This is a genomic window from Planobispora rosea (assembly GCF_014648175.1).
GTDB lineage: Bacteria > Actinomycetota > Actinomycetes > Streptosporangiales > Streptosporangiaceae > Planobispora > Planobispora rosea.
Window position 1 is genome coordinate 115959 of sequence record NZ_BMQP01000023.1, and the last position, 22275, is coordinate 138233.

At 70.2% G+C, this 22275-nt stretch carries 18 protein-coding genes; 9 read left to right on the forward strand and 9 right to left on the reverse strand.

Annotated features, from left to right (window positions below; genetic code table 11):
- Window positions 1-63 precede the first annotated feature (63 nt).
- From IEZ08_RS22825 to IEZ08_RS22850, 6 genes are all read left to right on the forward strand, one after another.
- The gene (locus IEZ08_RS22825; protein WP_068921341.1) at window positions 64-1380 is read left to right on the forward strand and encodes an ABC transporter substrate-binding protein; all 1317 of its coding nucleotides are present in this window, start codon (window positions 64-66) and stop codon (window positions 1378-1380) included.
- A 16-nt stretch (window positions 1381-1396) separates the two neighbouring features.
- Window positions 1397-2341 (forward strand): carbohydrate ABC transporter permease, encoded by a 945-nt coding sequence (locus IEZ08_RS22830; protein ID WP_068921342.1) that lies wholly within the window; start codon window positions 1397-1399, stop codon window positions 2339-2341.
- Window positions 2338-3153 (forward strand): carbohydrate ABC transporter permease, encoded by an 816-nt coding sequence (locus tag IEZ08_RS22835; RefSeq protein ID WP_068921343.1) that lies wholly within the window; start codon window positions 2338-2340, stop codon window positions 3151-3153. The genes IEZ08_RS22830 and IEZ08_RS22835 overlap by 4 nt, the downstream gene beginning before the upstream one ends.
- A 12-nt stretch (window positions 3154-3165) precedes the next feature.
- Window positions 3166-6129: a glycoside hydrolase family 3 protein gene (locus tag IEZ08_RS22840; protein WP_189242854.1), complete on the forward strand. Its 2964-nt coding sequence runs from the start codon at window positions 3166-3168 to the stop codon at window positions 6127-6129.
- A gap of 251 nt (window positions 6130-6380) precedes the next feature.
- Window positions 6381-6824, forward strand: coding sequence for an Hsp20/alpha crystallin family protein (locus IEZ08_RS22845; protein ID WP_068921345.1), 444 nt, complete (start codon window positions 6381-6383; stop codon window positions 6822-6824).
- An 83-nt stretch (window positions 6825-6907) separates the two neighbouring features.
- Complete coding sequence (locus tag IEZ08_RS22850) at window positions 6908-7222, forward strand: MerR family transcriptional regulator (protein WP_068921346.1); 315 nt, start codon at window positions 6908-6910, stop codon at window positions 7220-7222.
- A 30-nt stretch (window positions 7223-7252) separates the two neighbouring features.
- On the opposite strand, the gene IEZ08_RS22855 is transcribed toward IEZ08_RS22850, so the two are convergent.
- The 5 genes from IEZ08_RS22855 to IEZ08_RS22875 form a co-directional block, all read right to left on the reverse strand.
- Window positions 7253-7663: a PIN domain-containing protein gene (locus IEZ08_RS22855; RefSeq protein ID WP_068921347.1), complete on the reverse strand. Its 411-nt coding sequence runs from the start codon at window positions 7661-7663 to the stop codon at window positions 7253-7255.
- Window positions 7660-7893 (reverse strand): type II toxin-antitoxin system VapB family antitoxin, encoded by a 234-nt coding sequence (locus IEZ08_RS22860; RefSeq protein WP_068921348.1) that lies wholly within the window; start codon window positions 7891-7893, stop codon window positions 7660-7662. The genes IEZ08_RS22855 and IEZ08_RS22860 overlap by 4 nt, the downstream gene beginning before the upstream one ends.
- 98 nt (window positions 7894-7991) lie before the next feature.
- Window positions 7992-8888 carry a carbohydrate ABC transporter permease gene (locus IEZ08_RS22865; RefSeq protein WP_068921349.1) on the reverse strand — a complete coding sequence of 299 codons (897 nt, stop codon included), beginning with the start codon at window positions 8886-8888 and terminating at the stop codon, window positions 7992-7994.
- Window positions 8885-10048 carry an ABC transporter permease gene (locus tag IEZ08_RS22870; RefSeq protein WP_229803419.1) on the reverse strand — a complete coding sequence of 388 codons (1164 nt, stop codon included), beginning with the start codon at window positions 10046-10048 and terminating at the stop codon, window positions 8885-8887. Before IEZ08_RS22870 ends, IEZ08_RS22865 begins: the two co-directional genes overlap by 4 nt.
- Window positions 10041-11717 carry a type 2 periplasmic-binding domain-containing protein gene (locus IEZ08_RS22875; RefSeq protein WP_229803421.1) on the reverse strand — a complete coding sequence of 559 codons (1677 nt, stop codon included), beginning with the start codon at window positions 11715-11717 and terminating at the stop codon, window positions 10041-10043. The genes IEZ08_RS22870 and IEZ08_RS22875 overlap by 8 nt, the downstream gene beginning before the upstream one ends.
- Before the next feature lie 210 nt (window positions 11718-11927).
- Here IEZ08_RS22875 and IEZ08_RS22880 point away from each other — a divergent pair, with 210 nt between their 5' ends.
- The 3 genes from IEZ08_RS22880 to IEZ08_RS22890 all read left to right on the forward strand — a co-directional run bounded on the left by IEZ08_RS22880 (window position 11928) and on the right by IEZ08_RS22890 (window position 17419).
- Window positions 11928-13133: an ROK family transcriptional regulator gene (locus IEZ08_RS22880; RefSeq protein ID WP_068921351.1), complete on the forward strand. Its 1206-nt coding sequence runs from the start codon at window positions 11928-11930 to the stop codon at window positions 13131-13133.
- A gap of 333 nt (window positions 13134-13466) precedes the next feature.
- Window positions 13467-16403, forward strand: a complete 2937-nt coding sequence (locus tag IEZ08_RS22885; RefSeq protein WP_189242856.1) for a glycoside hydrolase family 3 protein — start codon at window positions 13467-13469, stop codon at window positions 16401-16403.
- Window positions 16400-17419 (forward strand): LacI family DNA-binding transcriptional regulator, encoded by a 1020-nt coding sequence (locus IEZ08_RS22890; protein ID WP_068921353.1) that lies wholly within the window; start codon window positions 16400-16402, stop codon window positions 17417-17419. Before IEZ08_RS22885 ends, IEZ08_RS22890 begins: the two co-directional genes overlap by 4 nt.
- A gap of 189 nt (window positions 17420-17608) precedes the next feature.
- Here the strand turns inward: IEZ08_RS22890 and IEZ08_RS22895 are convergent, their stop codons facing one another.
- The 4 genes from IEZ08_RS22895 to IEZ08_RS22910 all read right to left on the reverse strand — a co-directional run.
- A complete protein-coding gene (locus IEZ08_RS22895) occupies window positions 17609-18976 on the reverse strand; it encodes a protein kinase domain-containing protein (protein WP_373294376.1) in 1368 nt (455 codons plus the stop codon).
- Entirely contained in the window at window positions 18859-19326 is a 468-nt protein-coding gene (locus tag IEZ08_RS22900) for a protein kinase (protein ID WP_189242858.1), read from the reverse strand. The genes IEZ08_RS22895 and IEZ08_RS22900 overlap by 118 nt, the downstream gene beginning before the upstream one ends.
- Before the next feature lie 215 nt (window positions 19327-19541).
- Window positions 19542-20906 carry a hypothetical protein gene (locus tag IEZ08_RS22905; protein ID WP_068921356.1) on the reverse strand — a complete coding sequence of 455 codons (1365 nt, stop codon included), beginning with the start codon at window positions 20904-20906 and terminating at the stop codon, window positions 19542-19544.
- Between the two features lie 372 nt (window positions 20907-21278).
- A partial coding sequence (locus IEZ08_RS22910) for an ATP-binding protein (protein WP_308426625.1) occupies window positions 21279-22275 on the reverse strand: 997 nt, incomplete at its 5' end.

A 22275-nucleotide genomic window follows, 5' to 3' on the forward strand; every position in this document is an offset into this window, starting at 1 on the left:
CCCGGGGAGGACTCCCGGCGCCCGCAGGAAATCTCGGGGGATCCCACAGGAGAAGAGAGAACGATGTCCAAGGTGAGAACCGGCGCGGTCGCGCTGGTCACGGCGGCCGCGCTCGCGGCCCTGGCCGCCTGCGGGAACAGCGAGCCGGAGGCGGGCAAGCCCGCCGCCTCCGACGGTCCCCGCGTGCTGAAGCTCTGGCACTACGAGAGCGCCGACGGCGCGATGGGCAAGGCCTGGGCCGAGGCGATCAAGCAGTTCGAGGCCTCGCACCCCGGGGTCAGAGTCCAGTTCGAGGAGAAGGCGTTCGAGCAGATCCGCCAGTCGGCCGGCATGATCCTCAACTCGGACGAGGCGCCGGACGTGATGGAGTACAACAAGGGCAACGCCACCGCGGGTCTGCTCTCCCAGCAGGGGCTGCTGACCGACCTGACGCCCGAGGTGGCCAAGCGCGGCTGGGACAAGCTGCTCAGTCCGTCGCTGCAGACCACCGCGAAGTATGACGACCGGGGCATCATGGGCGCCGGCAAGTGGTTCGGCATCCCGAACTACGCCGAGTACGTGATGGTCTACTACAACAAGGACCTGTTCACCAAGCACAAGGTCGAGGTCCCGAAGACCTTCGACGAGTTCACCGCCGCCATGGACACCTTCGTCGAGGCCGGGGTGACCCCGCTGGCGGTCGGCGGCGCCGAGTACCCGGCCCAGCAGATCTTCTACCAGCTCGCCCTGTCCAAGGCGCAGCGCCCGTGGGTGGACAGCTTCCAGCTCTACAAGGGCAAGGTCGACTTCCGCGGACCCGAGTTCACCTACGCGGCCGAGACCATGGCCGACTGGGTGAAGAAGGGCTACATCGCCAAGGACTCGGCGGCCATCAAGGCCGAGGACATGGGCGTGTCGTTCATGGGCGGCAAGTACCCGATCGTGGTCACCGGCTCGTGGTGGTACGGCCGGTTCGCCTCCGAGATCAAGGACTTCGAGTGGGGCTCGTTCCTGTGGCCGGGCAACACCATGAGCGCCGGGTCGAGCGGGAACATCTGGGTGGTCCCGGAGAACGCCAAGAACAAGGACCTGGCCTACGACTTCATCGACATCACGATGAAGAAGGAGATCCAGAACCTGCTCGGCAACTCCGGCGGCGTCCCGGTGGCGGCCGACCCCGCCGCGATCACCGACCCGAAGAGCAAGGAACTGATCGAGAACTTCACGAAGCTCTCGTCCGGCGACGGGCTGGCGTTCTACCCCGACTGGCCCGCGCCGGGCTACTACGACGTGCTGGTCGCCGGGGTGCAGAACCTGATCAACGGCAGCAGGACGCCCGCCCAGGTGCTCGACGAGATCGCGGCGCCGTACGAGGAGAACCTCGCCGACATCGGCGGCTGACATCCCGGAGAGACAGATGGCAGTGCACGCTCCGGCCGCGCGGCCGAAGGCGGTCCGCGAGCCGGAGCCGCGCCCCCGGCGTCGCCGTACCGGTGGCTACTGGGTGTTCCTGCTGCCCAGCGCGGTGCTGTTCACCGCGGTGATCGTGGTGCCGTTCCTGATGAACATCGGGATCTCCTTCACCCGGTGGCGGGGGATCGGCGACCCGCGGTGGCTGGGCATCGACAACTACACGCGGCTCTTCGCCGACGAGCGGTTCTGGGCGTCGTTCCGCAACAACGTCGCGCTGATCGTGGCGATGGCGATCATCCCCACGATCATCGGGCTGGTCCTGGCGTCGACGCTCTTCGACTACGTGGGCAAGAAGTTCGGCCCCCGCACGGCCAGCGTGCTGCGGGCCGCCTACTACCTGCCGCAGGTGCTGCCGGTCGCGGTCGCCGGCATCGTCTGGGGGTGGATCATGCACCCCCGGTTCGGCGCGCTCAACGCCTTCCTCGGATTGTTCGGCGCGGAACCGCGCAGCTGGCTGGGCGACCCCGGCTGGGCGCTGCCGAGCGTGATGATGATCATGGTCTGGTTCCAGATCGGGTATCCCGTCGTCATCTTCATGGCGGGCCTGCAGCGGGTGGACCCCGCGCTGTACGAGGCCGCGGAGATGGACGGGGCGTCATGGTGGCGGCGGTTCGTGCACATCACGATCCCGCAGATCCGGCCGGAGATCTACGTCGTCCTGCTGACCTGCACGATCGCGGCGCTCAAGGTGTTCGGCCCGATCTTCGTGCTGACCCGCGGCGGCCCCGGTGGGGCCACGCTCGTGCCGTCGTACTTCAGCTACCAGAACTTCTTCGAGAAGGCCAACGTCGGGTACGGCGCCGCCATCGCCACCGTGCTCACCCTGCTGATCATCATGGTCACGGCGCTCTTCCTGCGGATCCAGGACAACGAGGACAGGCAATCATGATCCGGAAGTACTCGGTCCTGATCTCGCTGGCCGTGCTGGCCGTCGTGATGCTGGTGCCGTTCGCCGTCGTCACCCTCAACGCCGTGCGGTCCCCGGAGGACTACTCCGCCAACGGGCCGCTGAGCCTGCCCGACGGGCTCCACTTCGACGGGATCGTCGAGTTCTGGAACCGGGTCGACTTCGGCGGCAAGCTCTGGAACAGCCTGCTGATCAGCGGCTCGGTGGCGGTGCTCGCGGTGGTCCTGTCGGTCCTCAACGCCTACGCGCTCGGCGTCGGCCGGGTACGCGGCCGTGTCTGGATCATGGTCGTCTTCCTGGTGGCCAACACGCTCCCGCAGGAGGCGCTGGTCTACCCGCTGTACTACCTGGCCAAGGAGGCCGGCCTCTACGACACCCGGCTCAGCATGATCATCATCTTCACGGTGATCCAGAGCGCGTTCGGGACCTACCTGCTCGCCTCGGTGCTCGGCCGGTTCCCGCACGAGATCCTGGAGGCCGCCGCGATCGACGGGGCCGGGAAGTGGCGGGCGCTGTGGCGGATCGTGGTCCCGGTCAGCCGCCCGACGCTCTCCGTACTGCTGATCTTCTTCTTCATCTGGACCTGGAACGAGTTCTTCCTCCCGCTGATCTTCCTGATCTCCAACGAGAACCAGACCGTCCCCGTCGCGCTGGGTGTCCTGCAGGGCGACAAGATGATGGACGCCACCATGTCCAGCGCCTCGGCGCTGCTCGGCGTGCTCCCGGCGGTCGTCTTCTTCCTGATCTTCCAGCGCACCCTGACCCGCGGCGTGACCGTGGGAGCGATCAAGTAAGGACGTCGAGCGATGCCCCTTCGCACACCCGCGGCGGCCGCCGCCGCACTGGCCCTGGCTCTGGGGCTGTGCGCGGCCCCGGCCCAGGCCCAGGCCCAGGCCCAGGCCCAGGCCCAGGCCGAGTACCCCTTCCGCGACCCCTCACTCCCGCTCCAGCAGCGGATCGACGACCTGCTCGGCCGGTTGACCCTGGCCGAGAAGGTCTCCTGGCTGCACCAGTACCAGCCCGCCGTGGACCGGCTCGGCATCGGGCTGTTCAAAACCGGCACCGAGGCGCTGCACGGTGTCGCCTGGTCCACCGACATCGACAACCGCGGCAACGTCGTCACCGCCCGGGGCACGGTCTTCCCGCAGGCCGTCGGTCTGGCCAGCACCTGGAACCCGGACCTGGTCAAGAGGATCGGCTCCGCCGTCGGCGACGAGGCCCGCGGATACCACTCCGAGAACCCGCGGGTGTGGGGCCTGCAGCTCTGGGCGCCCGTGGTCAACCTGCTGCGCGACCCGCGCTGGGGCCGCAACGAGGAGGGTTACTCCGAGGACCCGCTGCTCACCGGGGCGATCTCCACGGCGTACGGCCGGGGCCTGCAGGGCGACGATCCCGACCACCTCAAGACCGCCCCGGTGCTCAAGCACTACATGGCCAACAACAACGAGGTCCGCCGGGACACCGCCAACTCCAGCCTGCGGCCCCGGGTCATGAACGAGTACGAGATCCCGGCGTTCAGGACCGCGATCTCGGCCGACGCCGCCACCGGCGTGATGACCGCCTACAACCTCGTCAACGGCCGCCCCGCCACGGTCACCGACCTCAACGCGAGCGTGCGGACCTGGACGGACCGGACCCTGTTCACCGTCTCCGACGCCGGAGGTCCCAACAACCTGACCGGCTCCCAGCGCTACTTCGCCACCAAGCCCGAGGCCGCCGCGGCGATGGTCAAGGCGGGGGTGGACAGCTTCACGGTGGACGACACCAACGGCGCCCCGACCGTCGCCTCGGTCAACGCCGCCCTCGACCAAGGCCTGCTCACCGAGGCCGACATCGACCGGACGGTGCGCAACATCCTCAGCGTGCGCTTCCGGCTGGGCGAGTTCGATCCGGACGGCGGGCCGTACGGGAAGATCACCAAGGCGGTGGTGGACAGCCCCGGGCACCGCGCGCTGAACCGGCGCGCCGCCACCGAGGCGATGGTGCTCCTGAAGAACTCCCGATCCGGGAACGAGCCCCCGGCTCTCCCGCTGGACGCCACGGAGAAGGTCGCGGTCGTCGGCCCGCTGGCGGACACCCTCTACACGGACTGGTACTCCGGCAAACTGCCGTACCAGGTCACCCCGCTCGACGGGATCAGGGAGCGGGCCGCGGGCACGGTCGGCACCGAGGGCGTCGACCGGATCGCGCTCAAGGCCGACGGGAGGTACCTCACCGCCCAGGCCGGCGCGGGCGGCGACCTGAGGCTCTCGGCGACCACGGCGGGACAGGCCGAGCAGTTCGACGTCTTCGACTGGGGCGCGGGCATCGTGACGCTGCGCAGCGTCGCCAACGGCAAGTACGTCAGCCGCGCCAACTGGTCCACCCTGGCCAACACCCAGGACCAGCCCGCCGGCTGGTTCGTGCAGGAGCAGTTCAAACTGGAGGCCCAGGCCGACGGGGCGACGCTGCTGCGCTACGCGGGCTACGAGACCGCCGAGCCGTGGTTCGGCCCGGACGTCTACGTCAGGGCCGCCGCCGACGGCGCCCTCTCGCTCACCACCGCCGAGAACGCCACCCGCTTCACCAAGGAGACGGTGCGCAGCGGGATCGACGAGGCGGTCGCGGCGGCCAAGAGCGCCGACGTGGCGGTGGTCGTGGTCGGCAGCATGCCGTTCATCAACGGCCGCGAGGCCCACGACCGCACGGACCTGAACCTCGCCGAGGGCCAGCGGGCCCTGGTCGAGGCCGTGCACGCGGCCAACCCCCGCACCGTGGTGGTCCTGGAGAACAGCTACCCGACGACGATCGACCGCCTGGCGGAGAAGGTCCCGGCGATCCTGTGGACCACCCACGCGGGCGCCGAGACCGGCCACGCCCTGGCCGACATCCTGTACGGCACCGCCAACCCGGCCGGCCGCCTCACCCAGACCTGGCCCCGCGCCGGGACCGAGCTGCCGGACATCCTCGACTACGACATCATCAAGACCGGCTCGACGTATCTCTACTCCACCGACGAGCCGCTGTACGCCTTCGGCCACGGCCTGAGCTACACCACCTTCGGCTACCAGGGGCTGCGCGCGGTACGCGACGGCGACGGCCACCGGGTGAGCGTGAAGGTGACCAACACCGGATCGCGCGCCGGCGACGAGGTCGTGCAGCTCTACACCCGCCAGCACTCCTCCCGGGTGAAGCAGCCGGTCAGGCAGCTGCGCGGGTTCGAGCGGGTGAGCCTCGCCCCGGGCGCGTCGAAGACGGTGACGTTCCGGGTGAAGACCGCCGACCTGGCGCTGTGGGACGTGACCCGCAACCGTTTCGCGGTCGAGACGTCCACCCACGACGTGCTCGTCGGTTCGGCCTCCGACCACATCCGTCAGCGCACGACGATCCGGGTGGACGGCGAGCGCATCCCCGCACGCGACCTGACCCGGACCGTCCGGGCCGCCGACTTCGACGACTACGCCGGGGTGGAGCTGGTCGACGAGACCAAGGCGAGCGGGGACGCGGTCGAGGCGGCCCCCGGTGAGTGGATCGCCTTCTCCGGCGCCGACCTCGGCCGGGGCGTGACCGGGGTGACCCTCGGCGTCGCCACGGACACCGCCGCGTCGGTGGAGGTCCGCCTGGGCTCACCGACCGGCAGGCTCGTCGGCACGGTCGCGGTGCCCGCCACCGGCGGGATCTACCGGTGGTCCACCGCCACCGCCGCCCTCGCCCGGACCTCCGGCAGGCACGACGTCTACCTGGTGGCCAGGGGCGACCTGCGGATCAGGGATCTCGTCCTGACCCCGTGACGTCGTCCTCCGTACGGCCCGCACCCCGCAGCTGCGGAGTGCGGGCCGTACGTGTCCGTACCTGCTCATACAGGAACTGATGGGTCTGTACGGGAAGGGGCGGGTCCGTACGGGAACGCGGGGCGCGGCCGTACAAGATTTTTCCGGTGAAGACTTGCATCCGCGGCTGCCGATAACTTATAACTTCAGTAAGAGGTTTTCGAGAAGGCAGACCTGAGGAAACCTGCCTGTACATACGGAGGTGGTTCTCCATGCTGCTGACGTCGATCGACCCCTTCGTCCAGGAGTTCGACCGTCAGTTCGACCGGCTCGCGCGTCAGACCCTCGGGTGGCGTGAAGGCAACACGGGTGCCGCCATGCCTCTGGACGGCGTCCGCCGCAAGGACGACGTCCTCCTCAAGTTCGACCTGCCCGGCATCGACCCCGAGAGCATCGAGGTGACCGTCGACCGCGGCGTCCTGTCGGTGAGCGCCCGCCGCGAGGAGGAGTACGGCCAGGAGGACCGGCTGTTCGTCCGCGAGCGCCAGATGGGCACCTTCACCCGCCGCGTCTACCTGTCCGAGCACCTCGACAGCGAGAAGATCGACGCCGCCTACTCCAACGGGGTTCTCGCGGTCCGCATCCCGGTGATCGAGAAGGCCAGGCCCCGTAAGATCGAGATCCAGAAGGCCGAGCAGAGATCCATCAAGGCCTGAGGGGACGACAGTGAGGTGGGCGCCGGGAAACGCGGCGCCCACCTCGTCGTCTTCGGTGAAGGATCGTCAGAGAGGGAGGAACGATGGCCCGCCTGCCGTTCGACGACGAGCACGCGGCGCTGTACTCCGTGGGCCAGGTGGCCGAGATGCTCCAGGTCCAGCAGGCGTTCCTGCGCCGCCTCGACGAACACGACGTCGTGCGTCCCTCCCGCTCCTCCGGCGGGCAGCGCCGCTACAGCCGCCACGAGATCGGCGCGGTCCAGGACGCCGTCCGGCTCATCGGCGAGGGCATGAGCCTGGCCGCCGTCCGCCGGATCTTCGAGCTCCAGCAGCAGGTCCGGGAACTGAGGGCCGAACTCGCCCGCGAACGCGCCGCCCGCGCCCCCGAGGAGGAATGACCGCCGCGCGTGCAGGCGCTCTGAGATGACTCAGGGGATGCGAATGTCGCGCTGCTGGAGCTCGGTCATGACCGCCGAGACCGTGACGAAGTCGTTGTCGACATGAAGCAACGTGAGTCCGTGGTGGACGGCGGTGGCGCAGAGCAGGAGGTCGATTGCTCCTGCTGAGCGATGTTGCCCCTTCAGGGTGAGTTTGTACTGTGCCTGCTCAACCCAACGCCATGCGGTCTTGGGAACGGTGGCGAGCCGACATAGATCGTTCAGCTCCGTCTCCAGCTCATCCCGATGATCGGGGCCGGTCGCCGAGTAGAGGAATTCAGTCCGGGTGGGTTCGCAGATGTTCAGAGCTCTGGAGGTGATCCGGTCCGTCCAGGCTTCCTGTGTTTCCGGCGTGCGGAGCAGGTACCACAGCGCGGAGGCGTCGATGAGGTAACCCCTCAAGAGAAGGCGTCCTTCCGCGCCTGCTTTGCCTTCTCGTGGGCCGCGACGGCCTCGTCGAACTCCCCGCGTGCCGCCCGGGCGGAGAGCTTCTCCAAGGCCTCGATGCGCTTGACGCGGGCGACGTATTCCCGCAGCGCCGCATTCACGGTGTCCTTCTTCGTCGTGGTCCCGAGCATGCGCATGGCCTCGGCGAGGGCCTCGTCGTCGATGTCGATCTGGGTGACGCTCATGTCCGCCCTCCTTTGTTGGTTAACTATAAACACATTGTACATTGGCACCATTGGGTGGCGAGGGAAAGCGTAAGGCGGGTGCGCAGGTCATCGGGAGTTCAGCCCTTGACGGCGCCGATGATGACGCCCTTGGTGAAGTGGCGCTGGACGAACGGGTAGATGAACAGCACGGGCAGCAGTGCGAGCACCACGATGGCCATCTGGATCGCCAGGTTGGGCGGGAGCGCGCCGCCGGACGAGGTGTCCACCGCGGCGCCGAGGGTGAGCGACTGGCCCTGCTGGACGTACTGCCGCATCACCAGCTGGAGCGGCCACTTGGCGTTGTCGTTCAGGTACAGGATCGCGTTGAAGAAGGCGTTCCAGTAGCCCACGGCGTAGAACAGGCCGATGACCGCGATGACGCCCCTGGACATGGGCAGCACGATCCGGGTCAGGATGCGGAACTCGCTCGCCCCGTCGATGCGGGCGCTGTCCGGCACCTCCTCCGGGATGTTCATGAAGAAGGCCCGCATCACCACGAGGTTGAACGCGTTGATCGCGCCCGGCAGGATCAGCGACCAGTAGCTGTCGATCAGGCCGAGCGACTTGACCAGCAGGTAGCTGGGGATCATGCCCGGCGTGAACAGGAACGTCAGCAGGATCATGAACAGCAGCGGCCGGTGGAACAGCGAGCCCGGCCGGGACAGGCCGTAGGCTGCGAGCACCGTGCAGACCAGGCTCACCGCCGTGCCCACCGCGGTGATGCCGAGGCTCACCAGCACGGACTGGGTGACCACGCCGCCGGAGAACAGCTCCCGGTAGGCGGCGAGGGAGAACCCGTCGGGCACCACCACCAGGCCGCCGGCCTCGTTCACCGCGTCGGCGGGGGACAGGCTCGTGAGCGTCACGATGTAGATCGGGAAGAGGACGATGAGCGCGATGAAGGACAGGGTCAGGCCCTTGGCCAGCCTGCCCGGCAGGCTGGGCCGCTCCTCCCAGACGGGACGTGTACTCATGATCGTTTGTAGATTCCCTGTTCGCCGAACCGGTGGGCGACCTTGTTGGCCACGAGGATGAGGACCAGGCCGACCACGCCCTTGACCAGGCCGGCCGCGGCGCCGTAGCTCCACTCCCCGGTGACGAGCGTGCGCCAGAAGATGAACGTGTCCAGCACCTCGGCGGCCTCCCGGCCCACCGCGTCACGCTGGAGGAAGAACTGCTCGAAGCCGACGTTGAGCGCGTCGCCGAGGCGGAGGATCAACAGCAGCACGATGACCGGGCGCAGCCCGGGCAGGGTGATGTGCCACATCCGCCGCCACCGGCCGGCGCCGTCCACCGCCGCCGCCTCGTAGAGGTTCGGGTTGATCGCCGCCAGCGCGGCCAGGAAGATGATCGTCCCCCAGCCGGCGTCCTTCCACACCGACTCCGCCGTCACCAGCAGCAGGAAGGTGTCCGGGTTGGTCATGATGTCGATGCCGTCGTAGCCGTTGGCCCGGAGCAACTGGGAGATCAGGCCCGCGCCGCCCAGGATCTGCTGGAACAGCGTGACGACCAGCACCCAGGAGAAGAAGTGCGGCATGTAGACGATGCTCTGGACGAACAACCGGATCCGGGGGCTCATCACGCTGTCGAGCAGGATCGCCAGGAAGACCGGGATCGGGAAGTAGAACACCAGCTGGAACGCCGTGATGGTGAGCGTGTTCAGCGTGGCGTCCCAGAAGCTCTGGTCGGTGAGCAGCCACTGGAAGTTGGTCAAGCCGATCCAGGGGCTCTCCGCGATCCCGACGTGGGGGGAGTAGTCCTGGAAGGCGATGACGTTGCCGAGCAGCGGGACGTAGTGGAACAGCGCCAGCAGCCCGACCGCGGGCAGGGCCATCAGCAGCAGCTGCCAGTCGCGCAGCAGCCGCTGCCGTATCGGGGCGCGGGGCTTGCCGCCGGTGCGGGACTTGCCGCCGCCGCCGCGGAGCCCGCCACCGGTACGGCGGGCGGCGACCGGCGCGGCGGGCCGGGGCTGCGCAGCCGAGGCGGACTGCGTGGCCGGAGCGGACTGCGTGGCCGGAGCGGACCGCGTGGTCGGAGCGGGCTGCGTGGCCGAGGCGAGCGGGGTGGTGGTTCCCGACCCGGCGGGCGAGGACAGGTCGCCCGCCGGGACGTCGTCGGTGCGGTTCTCAGGCACGGCCGTTGTCCTGCAGCACCTTCATGTAGAACTCGCGGCTCTCGTCGCCGCCGTCCTTGCGCCACTCCTCGACGACCTGCTTCAGCTCGCTGAGCGGGCGGCGGCCGCGGACGACGTCCTGGATCTTGTCCTCGGTGGGCTGCTCCAGGGCGGCGTACTTGGCGGGCCGCTGGATGCGGATGCCCTCGTGCGGATTGGGCGCCCAGTGCTTGGCGGCCTCGTTGTACCAGGTGGCCGCGGTCTCCACGTACCTGGGGAGCTCGCTCTCGGTGATCGCGTCGGGCCGGCCGCTGAGGAAGAAGTAGGTCGGCGGGGCCTCCTTGAGGCCGAGGTCGGTCCGCTTGGGGGCCCCGGCGTCGGTCTTGGTGTAGTGCTTGCCCTCGACGCCGTAGACGGACAGCATGTTCTCCTGCGTGCCGAACGGCGCGGCCAGGTAGTTCAGCAGGGACAGGATCTCCTCGACCTTCTCCTTGCCCAGGCCCTTCTTGATGAAGGTGTACTGCCCCGGCTCCTCGTTCTTGTGGTAGCCGGGAGCGCCGCCGTCGTGGCCGAAGTGCGGCAGTCCCTCGATCCAGAAGTCGGGCTTGGTCGGGAGCATCTGCTCCAGCATCTCCTTCCAGCCGCCGAAGCCGTCCTGGGTGATGAGGATCTGGCCGGACTTGAACAGCTCCTTGGCGTTGGCGCCCTTGCTGCCGACGATGTCGGGGTGGATCAGCTTGCCCTCGTAGAGCTTGCGCATGAAGGCGACCGCGGCCTCGAACTCCGGTGTCTCGTACCGGTGGACCAGCTTGCCGCCGGACAGGGCCCACTCCTTGGGAGCGCGGAAGAGCTGGTAGGTCATCAGCTTGATGTCGCCGAAGGCCCAGCGCTTCTTCTTGGGGTCGGTGATCTCCTTGCCCAGGGCGAGCAGTTCGTCGGCGGTCTTGGGGGCGGTCCAGCCGCCTGCGTCGAAGAGGTCCTTGCGGTAGAGGAGGATCAGGCCCATCGGGAAGGTGTAGCTGCCGGGGATGCCGATCAGCTTGCCGTTGAAGACCCCCCACTTCCAGGCGTCGGTGGCGATGTTGGCCAGCATCGGGTACTTCTTGACGGCGTCGCCCTGCAGGTGGGGGGTGAGGTCCTCGAAGAGCTGGTCCACGGCCTCGCCGAACTGGGGGATCTGGTTGACGGTCCAGCTCGGGATCATCGTGATGTCGACGACGTCGCCGCCGGCGATGACCGCGTTCATCTTCTCGATGATCGTCATACCGTCGAGGATGTTGAACTCGATGGTCGCGCCGAGGTCGGCGTTGACGGCCTCGAAGTAGGAGTTCTTGCCCAGCGGCGGCGGGAGCGGGCCCCACAGCGGGGTCATGGCCTTGTAGTGGCCGCCCTTGCCGGGTTTGGCGGTGATCGCGTCGACGAGGGAGGCGGGGTATTTGGTGAAGCCTCCGGGTGCGCCGTTCTGCCCGACGATGTCGGGGGTGACGCCCGCGTAGGGGACGTGGGCCGGCGTCAGCGAGGTCAGCTTGTCGAGGGCGGCCGCGGTGGCGCCGCCGGAACCGGGCCGGGGGCCGGCCGGGGTGGAGCAGCCGGCCAGCAGGCCGCCGCTCGCGACGGCGACCGCGCTGAGTCCGACCAGGCCGAGGAAGCCCCGGCGGCTGGTGGTCGCGCCCTCGGGGGAGTTGTTCACGGCGCGTTCCCTTCGTAGGTCTTGGATCGGGGGTGTCGGTTGAGGACGGCTCGCGATAGAGTTAGTTCGTCTTTTGACCAAACAAATTAGTCGAGGGCGACTCCCGCCACAAGGGTCCGTCGATCGCGGGTACCGGGGCGGGTGGGGCATGATGGGGCCAGCCGGGGGCGTCCGCGGACATCACCTGGGCCGATCAGGACGGGACTGACCTTGATCACATCTACGACGAACCCGCAGCCGGCCGACTTCGCCGACGTGCGGGCGACCAACCTCGCCGTGGTGCTGAGGTTCGTGCGGGAGCACGCACCGTGTTCCCGTGCGGACATCGCGGCCTCCACCGGGCTCAACAAGGCGACCGTATCGAGTCTGGTCGCCGACCTTATCGATCGCCGCCTGGTCCGCGAGACCGGGCTGACCGAGAACCGCGTCGGCCGCCCGGCCACGATGCTGGTGCTCGACGGCTCGCCGTACGCCGCGATCGGGGTCGAGATCAACGTCGACTACGTCACCGCGGTCGCGGTGGACCTGTCGGGTGAGCGGCTGCTGTCCTGGCGGCGCTCCTTCCCCGGCACGACCAGCACGGTCAACCAGGCCGTCGCCGCCGTCGCGGCGCTCGTGCGCCGGGTGACGGGGCGGATGGCCAAGGAGGAGCGCCAGGTCCTCGGGCTGACCGTGGGCGTCCCCGGACTGGTCGGCACGGACGGCACCGTGCTCATCGCGCCCAACCTCGGCTGGCGCGACGTGGACCTGTCCGGCGACCTCGCCAAGGCGCTGCGCGACCCGGGCTTCCCCGTCCAGATCGACAACGACGCCAACCTCGCCGCCCTGGCCGAGCACCGCTTCGGCCCCCAGGCGGGCACGGCCAACCTGGTCTACCTCACCGGGGAGATCGGGGTCGGCGCCGGGGTCATCCTGGACGGGCGGCTGCGCCGGGGAGCCCGGGGATACAGCGGAGAGATCGGCCACATCCAGCTCGACCCGCTCGGCGCCGAGTGCCGCTGCGGGCGGCTCGGCTGCCTGGAGGCCGTCGCCGGGATCGGCGCGGTTCTCCAGCACTCGGCGCTCTCCCCGGCCGAGGTCGAGATCGAGCTGGAGGAGGTGGTACGGCTGGCCCGCTCCGGCGACGACCGCACCCTCGACCTGCTCGCCGGGGTCGGCCGCCACCTGGGCAAGGGCGTCTCCGTGATCGCCAACCTGCTCAACCCCGAGGTGGTCATCCTCGGCGGCTACTACGTGCCGCTGGCGCCGTGGCTGCTGCCCGCGGTCGCCGCGGAGATGAGCGGGCGGACCATCGCCCCGGACTCCGGCGGCTGCCAGGTCGTCGCCTCCGGCCTCGGATACGGCGCGGCGGCCCTGGGCGGCGCCGCCCGGGTGCTCGACTCGGTCGACTCGGGCCGCCTGCCCCGCGTCTCCTGACGCCGCTCTCCTCGTGATCTCCCGGTGCCGCTCTCCCCGTGATTCCCGGTGCCCCTCTCCTCGTGATCTCCCGGCGCCCCTCTCCCGCGTCTCCGCCGGGGTTCCCGCGGACGGCCCGGGACCGAAGAATGATCCGCGATTTTCCCCGCACCCCTTGACCCGGATCTCACATCCGGGCACCCTTCAGGAAAACTCCGCTTGAAACCTGCGCGTAACGGGCGGAGTTTTCCTGGACCGACTATCGAAGCGCTTCGACAGAGGCGCGTTCTCTCGCCCCGTTGTCGAAGCGCTTCGACGCTCACCCAGCGCTCATCCAGAGGGATGGTCCCCCCCATGAACGAACCGTTCCGCGACCCGCGGCTCCCACTCCCCGACCGCATCGCCGACCTGAGGGACAGGCTGACGCCGGAGGAGAAGATCGGGCTGCTCCACCAGTACCAGGCTCCGATCGAGCGGCTGGGCGTGGAGGCGTTCCGTACCGGCACCGAGGCCCTGCACGGCCTGGCCTGGCTCGGCCCGGCCACGGTCTTCCCGCAGGCGATCGGCCTGGCCAGCACGTGGGACCCCGACCTGGTCCGGAGGGTGGGGGAGGCGACGGGCGACGAGGTCCTCGCCTTCCACCACAAGGACCCCTCCGGGGCCGGGCGGAACGTGTGGGCCCCGGTGGTCAACCCGCTGCGCGACCCCCGCTGGGGCCGGAACGAGGAGGGCTACTCCGAGGACCCGTGGCTGACCGGCGTCATGGCGGCGGCGTACGCCTCCGGCCTCCGCGGGAGCGACCCCAGGATTCTGAAGACCGCACCGACCCTCAAGCACTTCCTCGGCTACAACAACGAGACCGACCGCTGCGTCACCTCCAGCAACCTGCCGCCCCGGGTCCTGCACGAGTACGAGCTGCCCGCCTACCGGCCCGCCCTGGAGCAGGGCGCGGCCGTGGCCGTGATGCCCTCCTACAACCTCGTCAACGGCCGCCCGGCGCACCTCAGCCCGCTGATCGGGGAGGTGCTCCGGGGCTGGGCCCCCGACGACATCCTCGTGGTCAGCGACGCCTACGCCCCCGGCAACCTCACCGGCCTGCAGGCCTACTACGACGACGACGCCGAGGCCTACGCCCACGCGATCAGGGCGGGGTTGGACAGCTTCACCCAGGACGACGACCGCACCGAGGCGACGCTCGGGCACATCCGCCGGGCGCTGGAGCGCGGCCTGCTGACGGAGGCGGACGTGGACGCGGCGGTGCGGCACGCGCTGTCCATCCGGTTCCGGCTCGGCGAGTTCGACCCCGCCACGCCGTACGACGACATCACCGAGGCCGTCGTCAACTGCCCCGAGCACCAGGCGCTGGCCCGCGAGGCCGCCCGCCGCTCGATCGTGCTCCTGGAGAACGACGGAATCCTCCCGCTCTCCGGTGTACGGCGGGTGGCGGTCATCGGACAGCTGGGCGACACCCTCATGGAGGACTGGTACTCCGGCACGCTGCCGTACGCCGTCACCGCCCGCGCCGGGATCGCCGAGCGGTGCGAGACCGTGTTCTGTGAGGCCGTGGACCGGATCTCGTTCTCCGTGGAGAACGGCCAGGAGAGCGGGTACAGCGGACACGTCGTCGCGGACCCCGGCGGAGGACCGCTCGCGGTCGGGACGGAGCCGGACCTGTTCGACCTGTTCGACTGGGGCGGCGGGTCCTACGCGCTGCGGGCGGTGACGACCGGCCGCTACCTGTCGATCGGCGAGGACGGCGTACTGGTCAACGACCAGCCGGGCCCGAACGGCTGGGAGGTCCGCCAGACGTTCCGGATGGAGGACCGGCCGCGCGGCACGGTCGCGCTCCGGCACATCTCCACCGGGCGCTACATCGGGCTGGCCGCCCCGGACCCCGGGGCGGACGGTCATCAGCCGGGCGCCGGGACGGACGACGGCGCTTCCCGGGGCGTCTTCCGGGGTGTCTTCCGGCTGGTGGACGACGCCGACCGCGCGGTCTGGCTGGGCATGGAGGTGGTCGCGAGCGGCGCGGAGAACGCCGCGGCCCTGGCGGCGACCGCCGACGTGGCGATCGTCGTGGTGGGGGACCACCCGCTGGTCAACGGGCGCGAGACCGAGGACCGGCTCGACATCGCGCTGCCCCCGGCGCAGGAGGCCGTGGTCAGGGCGGTGCGGGAGGCCAACCCCCGGACCGTCATGGTGATCAGCAGCGGGTACCCGATGGCCTGGACCGCCGAGGGACTGCCCGCGGTGCTGTGGTCCTCGCACGGCGGCCAGGAGTACGGCCACGCCCTCGCCGACGTGCTCTTCGGCGACGCCGACCCCGAGGGGCGCCTCACCCAGACGTGGTACCGCTCGGCGTGCGAGCTGCCCGACCTGCTCGACTACGACATCATCGCCGCCGACGCCACCTACCAGTACTACCGGGGCATGCCGCTGCACCCCTTCGGCCACGGCCTGTCCTACACGACCTTCGACTACTCCGGGCTGACCGTCACCGTGGACGACGGCGGCTCCGGAGAGGGGGGTACCGGAGCGGACGGCACCGGAGGGGGCGGCACCGGAGGGGGCGGCGCGGTCACCGTCTCGGCCACCGTGACCAACACCGGCTCCCGGCCCGGCGTGGAGGTCGTCCAGCTCTACACCCACCAGCAGCGCTCCCGGGTCAAGCAGCCGCTGCGCCGCCTGCGCGGCTTCACCAAGGTACGGCTGGCGCCCGGGGAGAGCGAGACGGTCACCTGGACCGTCGACGTGCGCGAGCTGGCCTTCTGGGACGTGACCCGCGACCGGTTCGTGGTCGAGGACGCGCCGCACAAGGTCATGGTCGGCCGCTCCGCCCGCGACATCCGACTGTGCGCGCCGTTCCACGTCTCCGGCGAACGCATCCCGCCGCGCGGCGCCCGGACCGGCCCGATCCCGGCGGTCAACCACGACGAGTACGACGGGGTGACGCTGGTGGACGCCGCCAAGGTCTCCGGCGACGCCGTGCGGTCCGCCGTGGACGGCGCGTGGATCCTGTTCCGCGAGGTCGACCTCGGGTCCGGCGCCGCGGCCTGCGCGATCGAGGCCACCAGCACCGAGGGCGGGGTGCTCACCCTTCGGCTGGACGACCCGCTGTACGGCCAGGCCGCCGCGACCTTCCCCGTCCCCCGCGCGGGCCGGTACGACCTCGACCGTGTCCGCGCCGTGCTTGCGGAGGCGCACGGCGTCCACGATCTTTATCTGGTGTTCGAGAACGCCGGAATCACCGTCTCCCGCCTCGCCTTCGAGCCCGTGGAGGGTGGTGCATGAGCGGCCGGGCCGTGACGATCGCCGAGGTCGCCCGGCACGCGGGGGTGGCGGTGAGCACCGTGTCGTACGTGCTCAGCGGGAAGCGGGCCATCTCCGCCGACACCCGGCGCCGGGTGCTCGACAGTGTCCAGATGCTCGGCTACCACCCCAACGCCGGAGCCAGGGCGCTGGCCAGCAGACGGGCGAACGTGATCGCGCTGGTGCTGCCCCTGCGCGCCGGGATGCACGTGCCGGTGCTGATGCAGTTCGCCACGTCGGTGGTGACCGCCGCCCGGCGGTACGACCACGACGTGCTGCTGCTCACCGCCGACGAGGGATCCGACGGCCTCCGCCGGGCCGCGGCCAGCGCGCTGGTGGACGGGCTGGTGCTCATGGACGTGGAACTCCACGACGACAGGGTGCCGTTCCTGCGCGAGCTGGCCGAACCGAGCGTGCTCATCGGGTTCCCCGCCGACCCCTCCGGCCTGACCTGCGTGGACCTCGACTTCACCCGGGCGGGCGCCCTCTGCGTCGAGCACCTGGCCGGACTCGGGCACCGGAAACTGGCGCTGCTCGGCGCCCCCTCGGTGGTCTACGAGCGCGGTACCGGTTTCGCCCGCCGTACCTGGGAGGGCTTCACCGAGGCCGTGGACCGGTACGGCCTGACCGGCGTCGCGCTGCCCTGCGAGGAGACCTTCGAGGAGGTGGCGGCGACCGTGGGCGGTCTGCTGGAGCACAACCCGGACCTGACCGCGCTGGTGGTGCACAACGAGACGGCGGTCAACCACGTGCTCGGGGCGCTGCGCCTGTACGGCAGGCGGGTCCCGGAGGACGTCGCGGTGGTGGCGATCTGCCCGGACGACATCGCGGAACGCTCCAGCCCTCCGCTCACCTCCGTGCTCGTCCCGGCCGAGGACGTCGGTCGCGAGGCGGTACGGCTGCTGATGGACAAGCTCGAAGGCCGCGCCGTACCCGAGGGCACCCTCCTGGAACCCCGCCTGACCACCCGCGGCAGCACCCGCCCCGACCCTGCCTGACGGCCTGCGCCAGCACCCGCCCCGGCCTCCCTTGACCGCCCCGCCTCTGCCCCCGGCGCCGACTCCGGCTCCCCGTGATCGCCACCGGCTTCCGCCCCGCACTACCGGCGCTTTCGATGGCGCCGGTACGGCGGGGTGGTGTGCGGTCGTTTCCGGCGCCGTCGTACGGCGAGCAAGGTTCGCTGGGGGTCAGTCGCGCTTGAGGGAGGCCGGAAGGTCCCAGACGCGTATCTGGCCGTCCCCGCCGCCGGTGACGATGACCGGCTCGCCGTTCAGCTCCGTCAGCGCCATCGCGTGGATCCCGCGGGCATGACCGGTCAGCGGCGGGGCGATCTCTTCCCGCGTGGCCAGGTCCCAGATCCGCACGGTCTTGTCATTGCTGCCGGAGATGGCGATCGGACGGCTGTCGACCTGCGTGACTGCTATTGACCCCACCACATCGGTGTGGCCCCTGAACGGCTGGCCGACGGGAGCCCTTGTGGTCAGGTCCCACACCCATACGGCACTTTCACGCTCGTATTGGCCACTCCCTGTGACGGCGACCGGCTTGCCGTCGAGTTCCGTCACCGCCACCGCGTTGACCGCCCGGGCGTGCCCGGTGTACAGCGCGCGGGAGGAACCCGTACCGGTGGACGGCGTCACCGAAGGGGTCGCGATGGACGGTGTCGTGGCGGAGCCGGGGCCGAGGAACGGAACGCGTGAGGGGAACACGAAGGCCACGGCGACTCCGGCCGCGAACACCGCCGCGACGACGGCGGGCCAGAGGAACCGGCGTCGGCGGCGCGGCACCGGAGGAGGCGGGAAGGCCGGTTGCACGGGCGGATCCGAGCCGTGGCCCCCGGCGAAGTCCGAGCCACGGCCCTCGGAGGAGCCCGAGCCGCGATCCCCGGAGGAGTCCGAGCCGTGGTCCCCAGGGAAGCCGTATCTGGTCACGTCACCGCCGCGGGCGGGGATCGTCGCGGCGGATTCCTGACCTCGTGAGGGCTCGGCGGACCGGTGGCCGTACGGAGCCTGCCGGAACGAACCGCGCGCGATCGCCGGGCCGGGAACGTCGTGTTCCGCCGCCCGTGACCCGTCCGCGTCACGGGGGACGGGAACGGTGCCGTGGCCGGTCAGGGTGGCCAGCACCTGCCCCGCCGTGGGCCGGGCGGCGGGATCCTTGGCGAGGCACGCCTCCAGCAGGGGGCGGAGCCCGTCCGGCACCCCGGTCAGATCCGGCAGGCCGCGGAGCACGACGTTCATCACCGCCGCCGGATGTTGCCCGGTGAAGGCCGCGTGCCCGGTCGCGGCGTACACCATGGTGGCGGCCCAGGAGAACATGTCGGAGGCCGGGCCGGCCGGTTGGTCGGAGAGCTGCTCGGGGGCCATGTACCCGGGGCTGCCGACCAGTGCCGAGCTGGTGACGCCGGCCTCCAGGATGCGGGCGATGCCGAAGTCGATCACCACCGGGCCTTCCGGCCCCATGATGACGTTGGACGGTTTGAAGTCGCGGTGCACGATCCCGACCCGGTGGATCGCCTCCAGCGCGGTCGCGGTGGTGACCGCCAGGCGCTCCAGTCCGCTGCCGGTACGGAGCCTCCGGCGGTGACCAACTGCTGCAGCGACGGTCCGGGGACGTACTCGCTCACCAGGTAGGGGCGGCCGTCGCTGATCCCGGCCTCCAGCACCTGGGCGGTGCAGAACACCGCCACCCGGCGGGCGAGGTCGGCCTCCCGCTCGAACCGTTCGCGGGCGGCGGCCTCACCGGCCATCCGGCCGTGCAGAACCTTGACGGCGACCCGCTGCCCGGAGGGGGACTCGCCGAGATAGACCGTGCCCTGACCGCCCTCGCCCAGCACTCCCAGCAGCCGGTATGCGCCGATCTGCCGTGGGTCACTCGCGTTCAGCCGACCGGAATCGGGCACCATCCGCCTCCCCACGCGTCACCGGGTGATCGACGAACCGATCGTCATCGTCGCACCGTCACACACACCGGTCCACCGTTTCCCGCTGTACCGAGTGAATCGGTTGTCCGAGTAGGGATAATTGCCGGGAGGCGACGGAAAAGTTTGAGGCCGTACGGATTCTGGCTGAGGAATCCGTACGGCCCCGCCGTACCTCGCGACTATGCGATTACCGGTGACTACCAGTCGCCTCCGCCGAAGTCACCGCCTCCACCGAAGTCTCCGCCGCCGAAGTCGCCCCAGCCGCCTCCGCCGAAGTCTCCGCCGCCCATGCCCATGTCGCCACCGGCGTCGGACATGCCTTCCTGATAGCCGGCGCCGTAGCCCATGCCGTAGCCGCCCATGCCCCAGCCGCCCATCATGCTGCCGAGCATGGTGCCGACGAGCATGCCGGTCATGACGTCGCCGAAGCCGCCGTAGTAGCCGTAGGCGTAGGGCTGGTAGGCGGGGCCCGCCTCGTAGTAGGGACGGTAACCGCCGTTGACCATGACCTGGCGCGTCTGCGGCTCGAAGCCGCGTTCGACGGCCTCGGCGTCGGCCGCGCAGGCCGGGACGTCGCGCACCGCACCGCCGGGCGGGGCCCAGCGCACGTCGCGGACCGATGGCCCGTGCTGGGGGTTGAAGAAGCACGGGGAACGGCGCTCGGGCAGCGGCTCGCGGTTGACGCGGGCCTTCACACAGGCCAGGGCGTAGCGTCCCTCCTCCAGCGCGGTGGTCACGCCCCGGAGATCGTCGGGGCGCCTGACCGCGTCGAGTTCCGCCTTGGCCCGCTCGTAGGCGTCGAGCGCACGGGTCCAGTCGTCCTGGTGGTCGCCGCCGTCGGCCATCATCCTGACGTCCATGTCCAGCGCGGTGATCTCCTCGCCGAGCTTGGTGACGTCCTCGTCCACGGTCTTCTTGACCGCGGCCAGTTCGGCGGCCTCGCGGGCCTCGCGGTCCTTCCGCTTCTTGCGGGAGTAGAGGAAGATGCCGGTGCCGCCCGCCAGAGCCAGCACCAGGATGCCGACCAGCACGCCGAGACCGCCACCGCCGGAGGAACCGGAGCTCGGCGCTGCCGCGCCGCCGGGGGTGTCGACGGCGGCGTCGGCCAGCCGCACGAAGTTGACGACACCCTCAGTCATGCCGGACGACTCTCTCTCGGCCTGCCGGAAGACCCGGTCCAGGTTCAGACCGGGGACGTCGGTGCTGTAGAGCAGCTGTTCCCTGCCGTTGACCACCGCCACGACGTCCTTGCCGTCGATCTCGCGATTCAACGCCTTGAGGAAGGTCCGGGCCTCGGACTGATTCTGGATCGATTCTGACGGCAGCACCGCCACGTAGACATTGGAAGCGCGCTGAACGGCCGAGCGCATGGCGTCCAACGAGGCGGCGGGCGCACCGGCGGCGGAATCAGCGTAGAAGCGGCCCCCGCTCTCCAACTGTGACGCGATCTTCCCGGGGTCGGGTGGCGCCGCGGCGTGGGCAGGGAGGACAGGAGCGATCAGGAAGACGGCCAGCACCCCGGCGATCAGCGCGGCGACCGCGGCACCGAGACGACCTGGCATGGTTTGTATGGTGGTCACGGCAGAAAGCCTCCTTCGCCCGATTAGGACGAATGAGTGGACATCGGAGTTCCCTCTTACCCGACCGTATCCCCTTCACCCCTGGATTTGGTGCTGAGCTTGACCATTGGGGTGGAACATCCCCGGAAACATTCATCCATTCGGAATGGACGTCTTTTGCTCTGGCGGGTACGGCACGGGACACGTCTGCGCACGGTGGGGAACCGATGAACACCTGTGATCGTCTGAAGGCTCCTTCACGGAGCTCCCAGGGGTCGTTCCGCGGCCCCTCGGGGGGCCCTCACCGGTCCTCCTGGCGGGAGACCGCGGGACAACGGGAGAGGCCGCGGAACGACAACGCGTACCCGGCCGCCGTCAGGCGTCCTTGATGTCGCAGATCGTGGCCCCGGCGGTGACGGTCTGGCCGACGACCGCCGTCAGCCCGGTGACCGTGCCGGCCTTGTGCGCGGCCAGCGGCTGCTCCATCTTCATCGCCTCCAGCACGACGACGGTGTCCCCGGCCGCGACGGTGTCCCCGTCGCCGGCGACGACCTTCACGATCGTGCCCTGCATCGGGCTGACCAGCGCGTCCCCGCTGGCCGCCGCCTTCTTCGCCGTCCCGCCGCCGCGCCGCCGGGGAGCCGCCGCCGTGGTGGTACGGCTCGCACCCGCCGCGCCGAGTTCGGCGGGGAGCACGACCTCCAGCCGCTTGCCGCCCACCTCGACCGTGATCCGCTCGCGCGCGGCGGGCTCGTCGGCGGCGCCGGCCTCCCCGGCGTACGGCGCGATGGTGTTGTCGAACTCGGTCTCGATCCACCGGGTGTGCACGGAGAACGGCTCGCCCTCGGCGGCCGGGGCGAAGGCGGGGTCCTCGACGACCACCCGGTGGAAGGGGAGGACCGTCGGCATTCCCTCGATCTCGAACTCGGCCAGCGCCCGCCGGGAACGCTCGAGTGCCTGCCGCCGGGAGGCCCCGGTCACGATCAGCTTGGCCACGAGCGAGTCGAACGACTGCGGCACGGTCATCCCGGTCTCGTAGCCGGAGTCCAGCCGTACACCCGGCCCCGAGGGGGTGGTCATGCGCGTGATGGTCCCGGGGGCGGGCAGGAAGCCGCGTCCGGCGTCCTCGGCGTTGATCCGGAACTCGATCGAGTGGCCGCGCAACACCGGATCGCCGTAGCCGAGCTCCTCCCCGGCGGCGATCCGGAACATCTCCCGGACCAGGTCGATCCCGGCGACCTCCTCGGTGACCGGATGCTCGACCTGCAGCCGGGTGTTGACCTCCAGGAAGGAGACCGTGCCGTCCTGGCCGACCAGGAACTCACACGTGCCCGCGCCCACGTACCCCGCCTCACGCAAGATCGCCTTGGAG

What these genes read in the sequence shown, in the direction of transcription:
- IEZ08_RS22885 (WP_189242856.1), top strand. Translation starts at nt 13,467, where the DNA reads ATGAACGAACCGTTCCGCGACCCGCGGCTCCCACTCCCCGACCGCATC.
- IEZ08_RS22905 (WP_068921356.1), bottom strand. Translation starts at nt 20,906, where the DNA reads ATGCCAGGTCGTCTCGGTGCCGCGGTCGCCGCGCTGATCGCCGGGGTG.
- IEZ08_RS22865 (WP_068921349.1), bottom strand. Translation starts at nt 8,888, where the DNA reads ATGAGTACACGTCCCGTCTGGGAGGAGCGGCCCAGCCTGCCGGGCAGG.
- IEZ08_RS22835 (WP_068921343.1), top strand. Translation starts at nt 2,338, where the DNA reads ATGATCCGGAAGTACTCGGTCCTGATCTCGCTGGCCGTGCTGGCCGTC.
- IEZ08_RS22890 (WP_068921353.1), top strand. Translation starts at nt 16,400, where the DNA reads ATGAGCGGCCGGGCCGTGACGATCGCCGAGGTCGCCCGGCACGCGGGG.
- IEZ08_RS22840 (WP_189242854.1), top strand. Translation starts at nt 3,166, where the DNA reads ATGCCCCTTCGCACACCCGCGGCGGCCGCCGCCGCACTGGCCCTGGCT.
- IEZ08_RS22850 (WP_068921346.1), top strand. Translation starts at nt 6,908, where the DNA reads ATGGCCCGCCTGCCGTTCGACGACGAGCACGCGGCGCTGTACTCCGTG.
- IEZ08_RS22860 (WP_068921348.1), bottom strand. Translation starts at nt 7,893, where the DNA reads ATGAGCGTCACCCAGATCGACATCGACGACGAGGCCCTCGCCGAGGCC.
- IEZ08_RS22830 (WP_068921342.1), top strand. Translation starts at nt 1,397, where the DNA reads ATGGCAGTGCACGCTCCGGCCGCGCGGCCGAAGGCGGTCCGCGAGCCG.
- IEZ08_RS22900 (WP_189242858.1), bottom strand. Translation starts at nt 19,326, where the DNA reads ATGGTGCCCGATTCCGGTCGGCTGAACGCGAGTGACCCACGGCAGATC.
- IEZ08_RS22845 (WP_068921345.1), top strand. Translation starts at nt 6,381, where the DNA reads ATGCTGCTGACGTCGATCGACCCCTTCGTCCAGGAGTTCGACCGTCAG.
- IEZ08_RS22825 (WP_068921341.1), top strand. Translation starts at nt 64, where the DNA reads ATGTCCAAGGTGAGAACCGGCGCGGTCGCGCTGGTCACGGCGGCCGCG.